Consider the following 18,446-nt stretch of genomic DNA (forward strand, 5'->3'; position numbering starts at 1 on the left):
AAAAGCTAAAGAAGAATGAACCTTCTTTAGCTTTTTTTGAATTTTATTCTCCCAATTCTGCACTGTAGGCAATGATTTGATCCACAGTGTCCGAAAGGAATTGGATGGTATCGCGGAGTGGTTTGTCAGTTGAGATATCTGCTCCGATGATCATGGCTGACTCAAGTGGTGTCTTGCTACCACCTGATTTAAGGAGGTCTAGCCAATCTTTAGCTCCGTTTTCGGAGTTCTTCAAATGCAGGTAACCCGCTGTTGAGATAACCAAGCCAGCTGAGTAGGTGTAGCTGTAAAGCCCCATGTAGTAGTGGCTTTGGCGCATCCAGGTCAAAGCTGCGTCGTCATCGATTTCAACGGCGTCTCCCCAGAATTCTGTCAAGACTTCCTTCATGATGCTATTGAGTTTGCTAGCGCCGAAGGTTCCACCTTCTTCAATCAGGGTGTAGACCTTGCGTTGGAAGGCTGCTTCCAACAAGTGGGTGATGAAGTTGTGGAAGTAGGTATCTGTCAAACGGTGAGCCAAAGCAAAGCGTTTTTGACGAGGATCGTCAAACTGGTGTTCCAAATAGTCGCTGAGGAGGAGCTCGTTAAAGGTAGAAGGAGCTTCCACATAGTAGGTCGACATGTGGGCGTTGAAGTAGCTTTGGTTGTTGTCTGAGAAGATAAATTGACCAGAGTGTCCGATCTCGTGGATCAGGGTGTAAACATCACTCATCCGTCCTGTCCAGCTCATAAGGACATAAGGATGGACGCGGTATGGATCTGCCGCATAACCACCGGAATCCTTGCCTTCATTGGCTGCGAAATCGACCCAGCGTTCGGTTTGGTAGCGGGCAATTTCGTGTGAATATTCTTCTCCAAGTGGTGCGACAGATTTCATGACCAAGTCATAAGCGTCATCAATGGTAACGTCAGGGTTGAGCGCACTGTCCAAATCCAACTTCCAATCAGCAAAGGTCATTTTTTCAAGGCCGTTGACCTTGGCCACGTGTTTGAGGAATTTTTGAGCGACCGGAGCAAAGTCCTTCATGATCAGGTCAATCTGACGATCAAACATGGCACGATCCACTTCCTGCTCAGCTAGGAGATAGTCAAAGACAGAGTCGTAGCCCCGCATATCTGCAATCAGCTTTTCAGACTTAACTTGGGCTAGATAGGTAGCAGCAGCCGTGTTTTGGTGCTTGCGGAGACCTTCTGAGAAAGAACGAAAGGCTTTTTCACGGACTTCTGCATTCTCATGGTTTTGGTAGAAGTTTTCATAGGTAACAAAGCTATTCTTGTAAACTTTTCCATCCACTTCGAAATCAGCCATTTCAAAGTCGCCCGCCCGCATCTTGGTATAGATGTCTTGCGGTCCGTAGAAGACTTCACCAAGGTTGGTCAAGGTCTTTTCCACATCAGCTCCCAAGTAGTGAGCTTTCTTGATTTTGGCTTGGCGAATGGCAAAAGTGAGGTGAGGAAGTTGTCCCAGGCGTTCGAGGACATCTTCATCTGCTTCGACCAAAGCATCATCAAAGAAGGAAAGTTCGACGCTGGCCCAAGTTTCGAAATCCATTCCCGCTTGAGCAATTTCCGCAAAAGCTTCGTCGCCAAAGTCAGTGGTTTGTGGCATAAAGCTGTAGTTGCCAATGTGGCTGAGTTGGATCTGAATTTGTTCAAAGACCGCAAAGGCAGCTTCAAAGTCTTCAAAAGTGTGGAGCTTGCCCTTGTAGTTACGGACAAATTCATTGATTTCCTCGCGAGTCTTTTCAATGGCGCGCAAGAAGTCTTCCTGGTCTTGGTAGAGGGCTGTGAGGTCCCAGAGTTCGTTTTCAGGAAATTCAGAACGTTTTTTTAATTCCATAGTGTTCTCCTTTTGATCAAATAACTATACTAAGTATAGCAGAAAAAAAGACAGAAACATAGGGGGAGAGGGGAAAATGCTTGTGTAAAAATCTTGAAAAGAGCTGGGAAAACATTTTAGATTAAAATTTCAATTCTAACTACTATATTTAGGTAAGACATGGATTGAAATTTTGCTGATATACTAAGTACATCAGAGTATTGCATTTCATGCAATACTCAACACTAATAGCTATAAAGAATATAAGGATTGTTTGATAATTTTTTGTGGCAATTCTTATATTCAAAATTTTAGTAAAATGTTGCTAATTAGTGATAGGGGAGGTTATATATGGAAACAAGAGAAGAAATTGTCTCTAAATTAGAACTCATTCGTGAGAATATATTGGGATTTATTCAAGCCCGTTCACGTCAGGTTACACTTGTTAATCAAATGAGAACAGCCAAATTGATTCAACAAGATGAATATAACGACAACACATTGTCTCATAAATCCCTCAAGCTTGCTTTTTCAATTATGGTATTTTCAAGTATTTCGATACTATTAGGGGATTTATTGTATGTCATCTTACTTGGTGCTGTGAATCGATTAATCGGAGATATTATCTTTGAAGTATTATTCTTATCAGGATTTTTATTTCTATTGTATCGTCGTATGAAAGGTTCAAAGGATAGCTGGATTTATCCAGCGACACTGATTATGGGAGGGATCTTACTGGTATTCCCTCTACGTTTGCTTTTGACTCCTAATCCTATAACATTAATTCTACTTGGAGTATCAATTGTAGCCACCTATTTCATCATTCAAAATAAGCTGGAACTCATGATTGCGTTTGTGAATAAAGGTATTCGTAATAAAAATGAGCAGCATTTAAGAGATTACCAAGCAGTAGTTGCAGAAAATCAACGATTAGAATTGGCCTATCAGCAAGAGGGACGTTTGATGGAAAATTTCCGGAATCAAGCTGTAGCAATTGGTCAAGGATGGTACCCTAAAGATTATTATGCACTAGATGCAGTGAACTATCTTATTCACGCGTTTAATAATTTCAAAGCAGATAATATAAAGGAAGCAATTAATCTATACGATACATATTTAGACCGTGCAGCCCGTCGAGCCTTTGAGGCAGAGATGATCGAACTTGAAAAAGAGCAGATTATTAATCAAGAACGAATGATCAAGCTTCAAGAACATGCAAATATTTTAAGTGCTAGACAAATTGCAGAAACACAAGAAGCAGCTGCTGCATCACGTGCTGTAGCAAGTGAACTTGAGAATATTCGTTATGGAAGATAAGAAATCCGGGATAAATAGGTAGGGAAGTAAATAGAAGGAATATAATTATGAATAAAACAACAAAGAAAAGTATTGCTATCGGTGCTACTATTATTGCCGCTACTGCTGTAACTTCAGTTGTACAAGCTGAAGAAGCGCCAGTTGCTCAACCTCAGACAGGGACATCAGCAACTGTTTCAAATATTGACCATACTGCTGAGGTTACAAAAGAGGCAGTTGATACAGCAAAAGAGCAAGCTGATGCTGCGGCTAAAACGGTAACAGAACAAGAAAAGGTTGTCAGCGTGGCCGATCAAAAGGCTAAGGAAGCGGAAGCTGCTGAAAAAACGGCAGCAGCAACCTATGAAAAAACAAAAGAAGCTGCGAGGGAAGCAACTCCTGAAAATATTGCAAAAGCTGAAGAAGCCATTAAAACAAAAGAGGCTGGTGTGAAATCAGCTGAAGAAAGTGTAAAAACGGCTGAAGAAGGTGTGAAATCAGCTGAGACAGCAGAAGCCGAATCAGGAAAAAAATATGAAGAGGCTACTAAAAAAATAGAAGATGAAAAAGCAAAAGTCGCATTAGCCAAGGAAGAAGTGAAGAAGGCAGAACAAGCTCTTAATGAGACAACACTGACCAGAGCACAGGAGACAGTGACGATTGCGGGAAATAAACTGAAAGATGCAGAGTCTGTGAATAAAGCCGCTCAAGATGAATTGACTCGTGCAAAAGAATTCGACGCATCCCGTCAAGCTAAAATTGATGAAACAAAATCAGCTCTCGAAAAAGAACGTACTGAAAAGAACGTTCCTGCTCTTGAACAAGGTCTCGCTGATGCAAAAGCTAACGTAGAAGCAAAAGAAAAAGCTCTTGCTGAAACAAAAGCTAAAGCAGGTGTCGCTCAAGCTGAAGTTGATGAAGCTCAAAAAGCACTTGATGCAGCAAACGCCGCTTATCAAGAAAAAGTTGCTAAGTTGAAACAAGACGAAGCTCTCCGTAAAATCTTCGTTCCTGCTGACTATGCAAAACACGATATTAAGGACTACGAATGGTTCATCTCTCATAAAGATGAGTTCATGAAATTGCAACCAGAAATCGACTGGGATGCTTATAGCCAAACAGGCATTGGCTCTAATAAAGAAGTCGTCGATCTTGCAAATCTTACATCAGCTCAACGTAAAGAACTTGCTGAATTTACGGCTCAAATGTTGAATGACCTTAACCAACAATATTGGTCTAAACGCGAACCAGGTAAAACAATAGAACCTCTTCAATTGACAGTAGGTGGTCAAGAAATGGCTGACACTATCGCTCATGGATATTCTAAGTTCTATGCGGATAATGGAGGGACACCAGATAAGTTTAATTTTCTTAAAAATTGGGAACACCTATCTTCAATTCTTGGACAATACGGTGCGGGAGAATCTCTTGGGGGACTTTTACCAGAATGGCATAAAGAAAACTTTGACGGATACACTATGTTAAATATCAAACAAGACATTGCGAGCGCAATCCGTAAAATGATGTTTGCCGATGGTGACCAATCTAACGGTCACACAAAACATTTAATCACACTTCAAGGAACTGGTATTGGTATCGGTATAAGTTCTGGTGCGGTTCACATTTTGTCAACAAGCCGTGCTATGAACGAAGATAAGGCAGACTATATTAGTACTGATGCTGAATACAAATCCTCCCTTACTTCTTCGATTGCAGAGAAAGAACAAGCACTTCAGGCAGCAAAAGATAAGAAAATAGCAGCGGATAAAGCCGTTAAATCTGCTGAAAATGATCTTGCTTCTGCAAAATCAGCTCAAGTTGACGCTCAAACAAAATTGAACGCTGCTCAAAATGCTATTGCTAAAGCTCAAAAAGCATACGATGACGCGCTTGCGGTCAAAGAACAAACTCCAGCAGCTCAAGCTAAAGTAGTTGAAACTGCAAAAGCTCTTGAAACAGCTAAAGATGAACTTGCAACAGCTAAATCAAATCTTGCAAACTTGCAACAAGTTCGTGCACAACGCGAATCTGAATTAAAAGACGCTAAAGCTAAATTGGTTGCTCAAGAAGAAGATCTTAAACTTGCTCTTAAAACAGCAATCGACGCTGAAAACGATTTGAAAGCAAAAGGTCTTGCAACAACTGAAGCTAAAGCTAAAGTTGAACGTGCTAAACAAGCTGTCAAATCAGCAGAACAAGCCGTACAAGACGCAAAAGATTATCTTGAATTGCTCAAGAATGCTCCTACAAAACTTGCTGAAGCTGAAAAAGCACTAACTGAAGCAAAAGCTAAAACAGCTGAAGCTAAAGCAACTCTTGAAACAGAAGTTGCAAAACTTGAAGCTTTGAAAGTAAAAGCGAAAGTGGCTCAAGAAGATTACACTCGCGTCTTCGAAGCTTATCAAAAACTCGTTAAAGCGAAACAATTGGAAGAAGCAATTCGTCTCGAACAAGAACGTATCAAACACGAAGAAGAAACTCGTCGCAACGAACCAGTTCGTCATGAATCCACTCAAAACAAAGTGATGAAGACAATCGTCCCAATCGTAACAGGAACTCCTGGTGCAAACACACCAGTTGCAGCTCAAGAAGAACAAGCAAATATGAAGAAATTGCCATCAACTGGTGGAACTACAAGTACACTTGGACTTATGGGGCTAGCAATGGCAGCTCTAGGTTTTGTTGGATTGAAACGCAAACGCGAATCAAAATAAAAACACTATTTAGGCTGGGGAAACCCAGCCTAAAATGATATAATTTTAAGAAAAAAGTAAGTCGAATGGGGAAATTTTTATGAAAAAGGTTATGATTTCACTACTGGCGGGTGCGTCCGTTCTAGCTCTGGTGGCTTGTACGCCCAAACGCTATGAACGCCAAAGTAAAACAAAGACAGCAACGTCATCATCGGTTAAAAAAGAGAAGAAGGATACAGGTCAAAAGTATTATCAAGAGGTATTAGATCGCTATAAGTCTTATGCGGTTGCCATTCATACTAAGGACAAAACAGCTTTACAAAATGAACTGAAGAAGATCGAAGCAACTTCAGAAGAATATGCGTATGTCTTTAACCTTCAAACACTTGGGAGTACCAATGAGTGGCAATATGCTTTTGAGGATCTTAATCGTGATGGTAATGATGAACTGCTGATTGGGGATGGCAAAACGATTGCTGCTGTGTATTATTTGAAAGATAAGCAGCCAACCTTGCTCCATGTAGCCTATGTGGCTTCTGCAGGTGGCTATCGCTCTAGCTTAGAAGTTTTTGACAATGGGCAAATCGTCTATGCCACTTGGCAATCCCTTAATCCAGAAATGGAATTGATCCTATATTCACTAGGAAAAGGGGAAGCCAAGGAAGAAAAGAAAGCAACCATTCAAATTGGTGGGAAGGAAACAGCAGAGCAGGCTCTCGGTATTTCAGCCAAGAAGTTAGACCTCAGTAAACTTGACTGGAAAACATTTGATGGTACAGGATACTCCAAATCAACAGCTAAAGCAGAAGAGAAAAAATCGGAAAGCTTTCAAGTACAAGTTAGCGTGGCCGATCTTCGTATTCGAAAAGAACCGTCTACTTCAGCACCCTCTGCAGGGATGATCTCAAAAGGAACTCACACCATTACGGAAACCGTAGATGCCGATGGTCATACCTGGGGCAAGCTTGAATCTGGACAAGGCTGGATCGCCCTTGACTTCACAACGCGTGTGGATGGTTCTAAATCAGCAAGCACAAGTAAGAAAAGCAGTGGAATGAATATTCAAGAAATTCAGAACGGTGATTTTTCAAGTATTGCAGGGACCTGGAGAAATGGGAAAGGAATGAGTGTAACATTTGATGATAACGGTATATCAAAGATAAATGGTGCACCAACAGATCAGGTTGTAGACCGCTTTAATCATGAATTTGGATACTTAAGTAGTAGTGTTCATTCAACTGCCCCAGCTGGTGCTTCAGCAATGAGTTTTTTCCCAGCAGGTCAAGAGTTTCCTGCATCATTAAAATATGGAAATTTTTCTGTTGATAATAGTAAGGATATTATTTATTGGGGTCAGAATGTTATTTCAGATCAAAGCGACTTGTTCTATAAGGAAGACTAAAAAAGGTTAGAAAAACAAAAAATTATATTTGCTAGTGGTCTCTTCATTGATACTGAGTAAATAGATTTCCTTTGATAGACTAGGATAAAAAAATAGGAGATATTGTGAAAAAATTTATTATTTTATTCTTAACAGTTGGTTCGGTAATTTCCCTAGCAGCCTGCGCCCCAAAACGCTATGAGCGTAAGCACAGTCCAGTAGGAGCTTCATCGGTCAAAAAATCATCTGACAAGGCGCAAGAAAAAGAACAGTCAGAAGAAGCTAAGTCAGATGAGCATGATAAAGAAGCCATTGGGACCTTGTCAAAAGCGGACCAAGCGGATATCTACTCGATCATTGAAAACAGTGCGTCTTTGACCTATTCACTTCAGGTGCAACCGACTCGCTTGCTAGAGTTGAACAATGATCACGGTGCGGTTGATGGTTACCCGCAAGACATGTTCATTGATTACTACAATACCTATACGCCGGGAACCTATAATCTGCAAGATGTCATTGATAAATTGAATGCAGAAGAGACATCGGACTCTATCCGCAGTCTGTCACAAGACAAGCTGATCCAACTGACAAACGAAAAGAAGGACGGCTGGCTCTATTCGACAAAAGACAAGGCCTTCTACGAAATTGTACCTGGTGGTCGTGGAGGAGCGATGCCACCGATGGAAATCCCTTCGCCTGATGAATGGGTGGTCAATGAAGATTCAGTTGAAGTGACAACGACTATCCAAGGTACTTCCGATCCATACAGACGTTTTGTCTTGAAACGTAACAATAAGAACTACAAGGGTGGAAGCCATAAAACACGCTTTTATGTCGACAGTACAGAATTCGCGAAATCTTAAAAATAAATAGAAGCTATACCTGGATCTAAAATTTTTATATAGGTCTCTTGGAAGATTCGCAGAAAAAGGCCCTTAAAGCCTTTTTCTTTTGGGCTTGAATATGTTAAAATAAAAGGTATACGTGCTTGGATACAAAGATGAGGATATAACAAATAGATGGGCTCTTGAAATTCCTATCTCGTTGAGTTGGGTAGCCTTAGTATCTTGAGTAATTGAATTTTGGCCTCATTTCTTAGGAAAAAAGATAAGCTTCCTAGCACTCATCGAGTGCGGCGTCACCTTCCTATTTTTCTACAGAAATGTTCGGCAAGCCGAACCGTCCAAAATATCTTGATAGTTGAACACGGGCTAATCCCCTAGTGAAAAAGATAGATTTCCTGGTGTGCGTGGCACACTGCGTCAATCTCCTATTTTCATACGGGATTCTTCACGCCCTTTGTATCCTGATGAACTGAATTTTGGCCTCATTTCTTAGGAAAAAAGATAAGCTTCCTAGCACTCATCGAGTGCGGCGTCACCTTCCTATTTTTCTACAGAAATGTTCGGCAAGCCGAACCGTCCAAAATATCTTGATCTTTGTAGGCAAGTCGTATAATTTTATCAATCCAAAGGGGATTACAATGACAAAACAAGTGTTTCAAACGACTTTTGCGGGTCGTGAGTTAATCGTAGAGACTGGCCAGGTTGCCAAGCAAGCAAATGGCGCTGTTGTCGTACGTTACGGTGAGTCAACTGTCTTGACGGCAGCTGTCATGTCTAAGAAGATGGCAACTGGGGATTTCTTCCCACTTCAAGTCAACTACGAAGAAAAAATGTATGCGGCTGGGAAATTTCCTGGTGGCTTTATGAAACGGGAAGGACGTCCTTCTACTGATGCGACGTTGACAGCGCGTTTGATCGACCGTCCAATACGTCCTATGTTTGCGGAAGGTTTCCGTAACGAAGTGCAAGTCATCAATACGGTTCTTTCTTACGATGAAAATGCCTCTGCCCCAATGGCAGCCATGTTTGGTTCATCCTTGGCACTTTCTATCTCAGATATTCCGTTTGACGGACCAATCGCCGGGGTACAAGTAGGTTATGTGGATGGGGAGATCGTCATCAACCCAACGCAAGAACAAGCTGAGCGCTCTCTTCTTGAATTGACAGTAGCTGGTACCAAACACGCTATCAATATGGTAGAGTCTGGCGCTAAAGAATTGTCAGAAGAAATCATGTTGGAAGCCCTTCTCAAAGGGCATGAAGCTGTTAAAGAATTGATTGCCTTCCAAGAAGAAATCGTTGCAGCAGTTGGGAAAGAAAAAGCAGAAGTAGAATTGCTTCATGTAGATGCTGACTTGCAAGCTGAAATCATTGCAGCCTACAACAGTGACCTCCAAAAAGCAGTTCAAGTAGAAGAAAAATTAGCGCGTGAAGCTGCGACTCAAGCGGTTAAAGACCAAGTGACAGCCGTTTACGAAGAAAAATATGCAGACCACGAAGAATTTGACCGGATCATGCGTGATGTAGCTGAAATCTTGGAACAAATGGAACACGCAGAAGTGCGCCGTTTGATTACTGAAGACAAGGTTCGCCCTGATGGTCGTAAGGTCGACGAAATCCGTCCGTTGGATGCACAAGTCGACTACCTTCCTCGCGTGCACGGTTCAGGACTCTTTACGCGTGGACAAACGCAAGCTCTTTCTATCTTGACTTTGGCGCCAATGGGTGAAACGCAAATCATCGATGGTTTGGATCCAGAATACAAGAAACGCTTTATGCACCACTATAACTTCCCACAATACTCTGTAGGGGAAACTGGACGTTACGGTGCACCTGGTCGTCGTGAAATTGGTCACGGTGCTCTTGGAGAGCGTGCTCTTGCTCAAGTATTGCCAAGCTTGGAAGAATTCCCATACGCGATTCGTTTGGTAGCAGAAGTTTTGGAATCAAACGGTTCTTCATCTCAAGCCTCTATCTGTGCGGGAACACTTGCCCTTATGGCGGGTGGTGTGCCAATCAAGGCACCAGTAGCAGGTATTGCCATGGGTCTCATCTCAGATGGAAATAACTATACCGTATTGACAGATATCCAAGGTTTGGAAGACCACTTTGGAGATATGGACTTCAAGGTTGCAGGAACTCGTGATGGGATTACAGCCCTTCAAATGGATATCAAGATCCAAGGGATTACTGCGGAAATCTTGACGGAAGCTTTGGCTCAAGCCAAGAAAGCTCGTTTTGAAATCCTTGATGTGATCGAAGCAACTATTCCAGAAGTTCGTCCAGAATTGGCTCCAACAGCTCCGAAAATTGACACCATCAAGATTGATGTGGACAAGATTAAGATTGTCATCGGTAAGGGTGGAGAAACCATCGATAAGATCATCGCTGAAACAGGCGTTAAGATTGATATCGACGAAGAAGGTAACGTATCTATCTACTCGAGCGACCAAGATGCCATCAACCGTGCTAAGGAAATCATTGCTGGTTTGGTTCGTGAAGCGAAAGTGGACGAAGTCTACCATGCCAAAGTGGTTCGGATCGAGAAATTTGGTGCTTTTGTCAACCTCTTTGACAAGACAGATGCCCTCGTTCATATCTCTGAAATGGCTTGGACGCGCACCAACCGTGTCGAAGACTTGGTAGCCATCGGTGATGAAGTCGATGTGAAGATTATCAAGATTGACGAAAAAGGTCGTGTCGATGCTTCTATGAAAGCTCTTCTCCCTCGTCCGCCAAAAGCAGAAAACAGCGAGGAAAAAGGTGAAAAAACTCATCGCCATGGCGACCGTCCTCGTCACCACAACAAAGACCACAAACCTAAAAAAGACTTTACTATTACACAAAAAGATTCAGAATAATCATTAGAAAAGGAGGAGCACGGTATGGGATGGTGGCGTGAAACCATCGATATTGTAAAAGAAAATGACCCAGCAGCGCGTACCTCGCTGGAGGTCCTTTTGACCTATCCGGGCGTCAAAGCACTGGCAGCTCACCGTGTTTCCCACTTTTTGTGGAACCATGGCTTTAAGCTCTTGGCGCGGATGCATAGTCAGTTTTGGCGTTTTTGGACCCAGATTGAAATCCATCCAGGTGCGACCATTGCTTCTGGTGTCTTTATCGACCATGGAGCGGGCCTCGTTATCGGGGAAACGGCCATTGTTGAAAAAGGTGTCATGCTCTACCACGGGGTGACCCTTGGGGGAACAGGGAAGGATGTCGGGAAACGCCATCCAACGGTTCGTGAAGGAGCCTTGGTCTCCGCTCATGCCCAGGTCATCGGTCCGATTGAGATTGGGGCCAAGGCCAAAGTAGGAGCGGGAGCGGTCGTGGTTTCAGATGTACCAAGTGATGTGACCGTTGTCGGTATTCCTGCCAAGATTGTTCGTGTTCACGGTAAGAAGGATGAGCCAATCATTCACCAAGAAGAAGAAAAACGCGAATACTATGTGAATAAGATGGAGCATGCCAAGGAAGCCAGTCATCGGTCTTCTAGCTTGTAAGGAGATCGCTACGTGATTCAAGCAACCCATACATTGAATGACCACCAACTACTGGAAGCAAAGGCCCTTATTGCCATCTGTCAGAAGTATGACGGAACTTTTCGGGATCCTTATCTCTCCAATATGCTCAATTTTGATCCCGATATGCCCGCCTTTTTCCTTTATTATGAAAAGGGTGAACTTGTTGGCCTATTAACTATCTATGCGGATGACCAAGATGTGGAAGTAGCGATTCTGGTCTACCCCAATCACCGTCGGCAGGGAATTGCGCGTGCTTTGTATGGAAGTTTTGAGACAGAAACGGCCTCTTATCCAATTGAGTCTGTAACTTTTCAGACAGAACGTGTTTTTCTAGAGCGCCATCCTGAGTTTGCCAGCAATTGGGGACTGGTCGAGGATGAAGAGACAGAAACCTGGTTAGGTAAGGATAGAAGACCTTATCCGTTAGCCACTGTTTCCAATCTGGACGTTTTGTTAGCAGATCGTTCGTATCAGGATCAAATTAGTCAGTTGAAATTTCAGGCATTTTCAGAGGAGCATGAATCTAAAGAAGTTGTGGATAGATATGTCGCTGAAGCTCTGAAAGATCCAGAAAGTCGCCTATATATTTTGCTAAAAAACGGTCAGGTTATTGGAACTTGTACAGTTGATTTATCGAGTAATACGAATTACCTCTATGGTTTAGCAATAGCCGAACATGAACGTGGAAAAGGCTATGGAAGCTACCTGGCAAAATCTCTTGTCAACCAACTCATTGAGCAAAATGACAAGTCCTTTCAGATTGCCGTGGAAGACAGCAATGTAGGTGCCAAACGTTTGTATGAAAAGATTGGCTTTGTCAAACAGACTCAGGTGGTTTATTTGAAGCCAAAAGAGTAGAAACAGAAAGGAAATGAAGCGTGTTAAAAATTTATGATACCATGTCTCGTGATTTGCGAGAATTTGTCCCCATCGAGGAAGGAAAGGTCCGCATGTATGTTTGTGGTCCGACGGTTTACAACTATATCCACGTAGGGAATGCCCGCTCAACGGTGGCCTTTGACACGATTCGTCGCTACTTTGAGTATCGTGGCTACGAAGTTGCCTACATTTCCAATTTTACAGATGTGGATGATAAGATCATTAATCGTGCCAAAGAGGAAGGCATTACTCCTCAGGAAGTGGCGGATAAGTACATCGCGGCTTTTCGTGAAGATGTGACGGCTCTTGGAGTCAAGCCTGCAACCCGCCACCCTCGTGTGGTTGAGTTTATGGATGATATCATTCGCTTTGTTATCGACTTGATCGAAAAAGGCTATGCCTACGAGAGCCAAGGCGATGTCTATTTCCGTGTGGAAAAATCCCACAACTATGCAAAATTAGCCAATAAAACTTTGGAAGACTTAGAGCTAGGTGCTTCTGGTCGGACAGATGAGGAAACAGCTCGCAAGGAAAATCCAGTCGATTTTGCCCTCTGGAAAGCTGCCAAACCAGGTGAAGTTTCTTGGGAAAGCCCTTGGGGACCTGGTCGTCCAGGCTGGCATATCGAATGTTCGGTCATGTCAACGGGGATTTTAGGCGATACCATTGATATCCACGGTGGTGGAGCTGACCTTGAGTTTCCGCACCATACCAATGAAATTGCCCAGTCAGAGGCTAAGACAGGCAAGACCTTTGCCAACTACTGGATGCACAATGGTTTTGTCAATATTGATAATGTTAAGATGTCCAAGTCCTTGGGCAACTTTATCACTGTGCATGATGCACTCAAGACCATTGATGGTCAAGTTCTTCGTTTCTTCTTTGCGACCCAGCACTACCGCAAGCCGATTAACTTCACAGAAAAAGCTGTGCGCGATGCGGAGACCAACCTCAAGTATTTGAAAAACACTTATGAGCAACCGTTCACAGGAGAAGTAGATCCAGCAGACTTGCAAAGTTTTGTGGACAAGTTTATCGCGGCCATGGATGAAGATATCAATGCCGCAAACGGAATCACCGTCGTCTTTGAATTGGCCAAATGGATCAATTCAGGTCACTACAATCAAGACGTTAAGGATGCCTTGGCAAAGATGTTAGAAGTCTTTGGAGTGGTCTTTGTTGAAGAAGTTTTGGATGCGGATATTGAAGCCTTGATCGCTGAACGTCAGGAAGCGCGGGCTAAGAAAGATTTTGCGCGAGCAGATGCGATTCGCGATGAATTGGCTGCACAAGGAATCAAGCTCTTGGATACAAAAGAAGGTGTAAGGTGGACACGTGATTGATGTCAATCTAATCAATGGGATTGCCCTTGCCTTTGAGGGAGATGCGGTCTATTCCATGTATATTCGCAGACACCTGATTTTTCAAGGGATGACCAAGCCCAATAAGCTTCATCAGGCTGCCACCCGCTATGTCTCTGCTCGGGCTCAGGCCAGCTTGATTGAAAGCATGCTGGAGCAAGAAATTCTGACGGAAAAAGAGTTGGAGATCTACAAGCGCGGTCGCAATACCAATAGCCACACCAAGGCCAAAAATGCTGACGTTGTGACCTATCGTATGTCGACAGGTTTTGAAGCGGTCATGGGTTACTTGCACTTGACAGATGAAATCAACCGCTTAGAGGAATTGGTGGCTTGGTGTATTCAAAAAGTGGAAGAAGGGACAAAGTAGTGAAAGATATCAGAGAGTGGTTTCCTCAGGCAGAGGTAACGGATCAACCCAATCCACCAACGGGTTATGTAGCCATTCCCCTTCAGGCTCATCAATGGCTGCTGCTGAAGGAAGAAGAGCTAACCGAGCGAGAAAAACAATTGATTTCCTGGTTGGGCGGTGAAGAAGAGGTTGCCCCTAATCCTTGGTACCAGTACCTGATCGATGGAAAGGGAGAAGCCCCTCAAGTCATCCAAAAAATGCAGCTCGTCTATTGCCACATCTCACATTCAACAGCGGAAGGGACGGCTTCTTGGTTAGAGATGATGCAGACACTCTTGCCCAACTTCCGAGCAACCTTGCAACTGAGCGGACAAGATTATGTGCTCATTCTAGATCAAGACCAGTCTTTACCTGTGGCCGATATCTTAAAAGATACTGTCTCTGCCATGGAGTATGACTTCAATATTCGTTTATCTATCCTGGTCGGGCAAGTATGGACCGAGTCAAAAGACGGGAAAGTGTCTCCTGTCATCCGAGCAGAACAGGCGGTCTTTCGAGCTTGGATTCGAGAGGGCCATCAAGGTGTTTATCGCTTTTCTCAACTCTATCTGTGGGGAATCGAGCAGGCAGATTTGGATCTCACTCCAATCAAGGCAAGTTTGCATCAGTTGATTGAAAGTCAAGATCAATTGCAAGACATCATTGTTGCTCTTTGGGACAATGGGGCAGTCGTCACCAAGGCCGCCCAGCAACTCTATCTCCACCGCAATTCGCTCCAATACAAGATTGACAAGTGGGAGGAGTTGACGGGTCTTCAGTTGAAAAATCTGACAGATCTAGCCCTGTGCTATCATTTGGTCTTACAAGATGTGATTTAAACGGAATCAATCCAGAGTTTTGTGCAACTTGCACAAAACTCTTTTTCTTTTTTGTGAGACTTGCCATAGATTTGTAAAACGTTTTCATTTACAATAGAACTATAAAAATCAAAGGAGTACCATCATGGTAGAATTGAATCTTAGTCACATTTATAAAAAATATCCAAACAGCGAACACTACTCAGTTGAAGACTTCAACTTGGACATCAAAGACAAAGAGTTTATCGTTTTCGTAGGTCCTTCAGGATGTGGTAAATCAACGACTCTTCGTATGATCGCTGGTCTTGAAGACATCACAGAAGGTGAATGTTCAATCGATGGCACTGTTGTAAACAACGTGGCACCTAAAGACCGTGATATCGCCATGGTATTCCAAAACTACGCTCTTTACCCACACATGACTGTGTACGATAACATGGCATTTGGTTTGAAATTGCGTAAATACAGCAAGGAAGATATCGACAAACGTGTACAAGAAGCAGCTGAAATCCTTGGCTTGAAAGAATTCTTGGATCGTAAACCAGCTGACCTTTCTGGTGGTCAACGTCAACGTGTGGCCATGGGTCGTGCCATTGTCCGTGATGCAAAAGTGTTCTTGATGGACGAACCTTTGTCAAACTTGGATGCTAAACTTCGTGTATCCATGCGTGCTGAAATTGCGAAAATCCACCGTCGTATCGGAGCTACAACAATCTACGTAACTCACGACCAAACAGAAGCGATGACATTGGCTGACCGTATCGTTATCATGTCTGCTACTAAAAACCCAGCTGGTACAGGTACTATCGGACGTGTAGAACAAATCGGTACTCCGCAAGAAGTGTATAAGAACCCTGTGAATAAATTCGTAGCTGGATTCATCGGAAGCCCTGCTATGAACTTCATTAACGTGAAATTGGAAGGTGGACACATCGTTGCCAATGGATTGAACTTGAAAGTTCCAGAAGGTGCTTTGAAAGTCTTGAAAGAAAAAGGCTATGATGGTAAAGAATTGATCTTTGGTATCCGTCCAGAAGACGTGAATACAGAAGCTGCTTTCCTTGAAACATTCCCAGAATCAGTCGTGAAAGCAACCATCTCTGTATCTGAGTTGCTTGGTTCAGAATCTCACTTGTACTGCCAAGTTGGTGACAACGAATTCATCGCTAAAGTAGATGCACGTGACTACCTTGGAACTGGTGAAACCATCGAACTTGGATTTGACTTGAACAAAGCTCACTTCTTCGACAAAGAAACTGAAAAAACAGTATACTAATACCTACTGACGCTATAGAGACTGAGACAATGTGTCTCAGTCTCTTTCATTTTAAGGAGACAAGACATGGAAAAAGACTGGTGGAAGGGGAAGGTCGCTTATCAGATCTACCCAAAAAGCTTCAAAGACAGCAATGGTGATGGCGTTGGGGATTTGAAAGGCATCACGGAGAAACTCGATTACCTTCAAAAATTAGGGATTGACATTCTCTGGTTATCGCCTATTTACAAGAGTCCGTTTATTGACCAGGGTTATGATATTTCCGACTATTATGCCATTGATCCTATTTTTGGAACCATGGAAGATATGGAGGAGCTGATTGCGGAAGGTAAGAAACGGGGCATTTCCATCATCATGGACCTGGTGGTCAACCACTGCTCCAGTCATCACGAGTGGTTCCAAAAAGCTCTAGCGGATCCAGATGGTCCTTATGCGGATTACTTTTATTTCATCGAAAGTGACAAGGAACCCAACAACTGGGAAAGTTACTTTGGAGGCAGTGTCTGGGAACCCGTTCCTGGCACCAACAAATACTATCTCCATTCTTTCCACAAGGATCAGCCGGATCTCAATTGGCAAAATCCTGTCTTACGCGAAGAGATTTACAAGATGATCAACTGGTGGTTGGACAAGGGAATTGCGGGCTTCCGGATCGACGCCATCATCAACATTAAAAAAGATTTAGAATGGCGTTCACTTCCGTCCGATCGTGACAATGGCCTGGTCCCAGTACCGGAATCGCTGGTCAATGCCCAACCGATTGAACCTTTCTTGCAAGAGTTAAAGGAGCGGACCTTCGCCAAGTACAATGCCTTCACAGTAGGGGAAGTTTTCAATGAAACCGACGAAGAATTGCATTTCTTCATTGGAAAAGATGGTGTCTTCTCTTCCATCTTTGACTTCAAACAAACCATGCTGGGTCAGGAAGGAAAAGGCTGGTTCGATCATGCTCTTCCAACTGCAGATGAACTCAAGGAAAGTATTTTCCAAGCGCATGAGCGCGCAGATAGTATTGGGATTCTCTCGACCATCATTGAAAACCACGATGAGCCTCGTGGGGTGTCCCATTATATTGCTGAAGGTCCAGTAAACGACACCAGTAAAAAAGCCCTAGGAACTATTCAGGTTTTGCGCAAGGGAATTCCGTTTATCTATCAAGGCCAAGAAATTGGAATGGAAAACCAAGTCTTTGAATCAGTAGAGGACTTTGATGATATCGCGACCATCAATGGCTATCATGTGGCTAAAGAAGCTGGTTTGAGCGAGGAAGAAGCCTTAGCAGTGATTGCCAACTACAGCCGAGACAATGCGCGGACACCGATGCAGTGGACAAGAGAGCCAGGTCTGGGCTTTAGCGATGGACCAGCCTGGCTGATCAGTCCCAAACCAGATTATTCCATTAATGTGGAAGACCAGGAAAAGGATCCAGATTCTATTTTGAATTATTACCGCCAGCTGACGGCCTTGTATCGCCATCCCCTCTATGGAAATACCATCCGGTTTGGAGATATGATCCCAGCGTATCGGGACCGTGAGAATATCATTGCCTTTGAACGCCGTGGGGACAAGCTTCTCTTGGTTGTCAGCAATTTCCAAAATCGCCAGGCCACTTTGGAGTTACCAGCTCCGATTAAAACGCTCGTTTTAAATAATACTGCTGGGTTGTTCCAAGAAGGAGACCAGGTATTAGAATTGGCCCCTTACCAAAGCATTGTGCTGGAATTGGTGGAATAGAAAGAACCTTCGCAAACGCGAAGGTTCTTTTTGAAGATATATCTTTCGTAACTTTCCTTAGGTGAGTACGGACGTCAGCGAACTTCTACGAAGTTCCATGACTAATTAAGATACATAGGGCGTCTACGGATAAAGTCAAAATAGGAAGTTTGACGCAGAATCTTTCGATTCTAGGAGAACTTATCTTTTTGACACAATCCGTAGCCCGTGTTCAATTAGTATTGAACCCCTTCGCTTTTCAATTTTTAGGCTCAGGCTAAAACAGTTCCCCGAACTGTTTTACTTTCAAAACTCCCGAGTGCTTGAAACATGACAGTTTCAAGCACTTTTCTCACAGCGGGAAGTTTCAGTATAAGACTGAATAATGCTAAATATTAGAGCGAGTTTTATAATTTCTGTCTAATTTTTAGATTATTTTATATGAAAAAT

The 18,446-nt window shown here is 43.2% G+C and carries 13 protein-coding genes; 12 read left to right on the forward strand and 1 reads right to left on the reverse strand.

Annotated features, from left to right (window positions below; translation table 11 throughout):
- Nucleotides 1-43: 43 nt before the first annotated feature.
- Nucleotides 44-1,840, reverse strand: coding sequence for an oligoendopeptidase F (pepF, locus tag I2F76_RS05625; protein WP_195327162.1), 1,797 nt, complete (start codon nt 1,838-1,840; stop codon nt 44-46).
- A 330-nt stretch (nt 1,841-2,170) separates the two neighbouring features.
- On the opposite strand from pepF, the gene I2F76_RS05630 reads away from it, so the two are divergent.
- The 12 genes from I2F76_RS05630 (at nt 2,171) to I2F76_RS05685 (ending at nt 18,017) form a co-directional block, all read left to right on the forward strand.
- Nucleotides 2,171-3,136 (forward strand): hypothetical protein, encoded by a 966-nt coding sequence (locus I2F76_RS05630; RefSeq protein WP_195327161.1) that lies wholly within the window; start codon nt 2,171-2,173, stop codon nt 3,134-3,136.
- Between the two features lie 47 nt (nt 3,137-3,183).
- Nucleotides 3,184-5,829, forward strand: a complete 2,646-nt coding sequence (locus I2F76_RS05635; RefSeq protein WP_195487419.1) for an SEC10/PgrA surface exclusion domain-containing protein — start codon at nt 3,184-3,186, stop codon at nt 5,827-5,829.
- Between the two features lie 79 nt (nt 5,830-5,908).
- On the forward strand, nt 5,909-7,210 hold the full coding sequence (locus tag I2F76_RS05640) for a DUF6287 domain-containing protein (RefSeq protein WP_195487420.1): 1,302 nt from the start codon (nt 5,909-5,911) through the stop codon (nt 7,208-7,210).
- A 104-nt stretch (nt 7,211-7,314) separates the two neighbouring features.
- Nucleotides 7,315-8,052 carry a hypothetical protein gene (locus I2F76_RS05645; RefSeq protein ID WP_021154407.1) on the forward strand — a complete coding sequence of 246 codons (738 nt, stop codon included), beginning with the start codon at nt 7,315-7,317 and terminating at the stop codon, nt 8,050-8,052.
- Between the two features lie 620 nt (nt 8,053-8,672).
- Nucleotides 8,673-10,895 (forward strand): polyribonucleotide nucleotidyltransferase, encoded by a 2,223-nt coding sequence (gene pnp, locus I2F76_RS05650; protein ID WP_195487421.1) that lies wholly within the window; start codon nt 8,673-8,675, stop codon nt 10,893-10,895.
- A 24-nt stretch (nt 10,896-10,919) separates the two neighbouring features.
- Nucleotides 10,920-11,537: a serine O-acetyltransferase gene (cysE, locus tag I2F76_RS05655; RefSeq protein ID WP_031576159.1), complete on the forward strand. Its 618-nt coding sequence runs from the start codon at nt 10,920-10,922 to the stop codon at nt 11,535-11,537.
- A 12-nt stretch (nt 11,538-11,549) separates the two neighbouring features.
- Complete coding sequence (locus I2F76_RS05660; protein ID WP_195487422.1) at nt 11,550-12,416, forward strand: GNAT family N-acetyltransferase; 867 nt, start codon at nt 11,550-11,552, stop codon at nt 12,414-12,416.
- Nucleotides 12,417-12,436: 20 nt separating this feature from the next.
- Nucleotides 12,437-13,780 carry a cysteine--tRNA ligase gene (gene cysS, locus I2F76_RS05665; RefSeq protein WP_195487423.1) on the forward strand — a complete coding sequence of 448 codons (1,344 nt, stop codon included), beginning with the start codon at nt 12,437-12,439 and terminating at the stop codon, nt 13,778-13,780.
- Nucleotides 13,773-14,168, forward strand: a complete 396-nt coding sequence (locus I2F76_RS05670) for a Mini-ribonuclease 3 (protein ID WP_195487424.1) — start codon at nt 13,773-13,775, stop codon at nt 14,166-14,168. The genes cysS and I2F76_RS05670 overlap by 8 nt, the downstream gene beginning before the upstream one ends.
- Nucleotides 14,168-15,028 carry a helix-turn-helix domain-containing protein gene (locus tag I2F76_RS05675; RefSeq protein ID WP_195487425.1) on the forward strand — a complete coding sequence of 287 codons (861 nt, stop codon included), beginning with the start codon at nt 14,168-14,170 and terminating at the stop codon, nt 15,026-15,028. The genes I2F76_RS05670 and I2F76_RS05675 overlap by 1 nt, the downstream gene beginning before the upstream one ends.
- Nucleotides 15,029-15,152: 124 nt before the next feature.
- A complete protein-coding gene (locus I2F76_RS05680) occupies nt 15,153-16,283 on the forward strand; it encodes an ABC transporter ATP-binding protein (RefSeq protein ID WP_003010064.1) in 1,131 nt (376 codons plus the stop codon).
- Between the two features lie 66 nt (nt 16,284-16,349).
- Entirely contained in the window at nt 16,350-18,017 is a 1,668-nt protein-coding gene (locus tag I2F76_RS05685; RefSeq protein ID WP_195487426.1) for an alpha-glucosidase, read from the forward strand.
- Nucleotides 18,018-18,446 lie beyond the last annotated feature (429 nt).

Source organism: Streptococcus parasanguinis (genome assembly GCF_015557775.1).
Classification (GTDB): Bacteria; Bacillota; Bacilli; order Lactobacillales; family Streptococcaceae; genus Streptococcus; species Streptococcus parasanguinis_AA.

Bases quoted from the DNA above. Each gene is read 5' to 3' on its own strand.
- pepF (WP_195327162.1), bottom strand. From the start codon at position 1,840: ATGGAATTAAAAAAACGTTCTGAATTTCCTGAAAACGAACTCTGGGAC.
- I2F76_RS05630 (WP_195327161.1), top strand. From the start codon at position 2,171: ATGGAAACAAGAGAAGAAATTGTCTCTAAATTAGAACTCATTCGTGAG.
- I2F76_RS05635 (WP_195487419.1), top strand. From the start codon at position 3,184: ATGAATAAAACAACAAAGAAAAGTATTGCTATCGGTGCTACTATTATT.
- I2F76_RS05640 (WP_195487420.1), top strand. From the start codon at position 5,909: ATGAAAAAGGTTATGATTTCACTACTGGCGGGTGCGTCCGTTCTAGCT.
- pnp (WP_195487421.1), top strand. From the start codon at position 8,673: ATGACAAAACAAGTGTTTCAAACGACTTTTGCGGGTCGTGAGTTAATC.
- cysE (WP_031576159.1), top strand. From the start codon at position 10,920: ATGGGATGGTGGCGTGAAACCATCGATATTGTAAAAGAAAATGACCCA.
- I2F76_RS05680 (WP_003010064.1), top strand. From the start codon at position 15,153: ATGGTAGAATTGAATCTTAGTCACATTTATAAAAAATATCCAAACAGC.
- I2F76_RS05685 (WP_195487426.1), top strand. From the start codon at position 16,350: ATGGAAAAAGACTGGTGGAAGGGGAAGGTCGCTTATCAGATCTACCCA.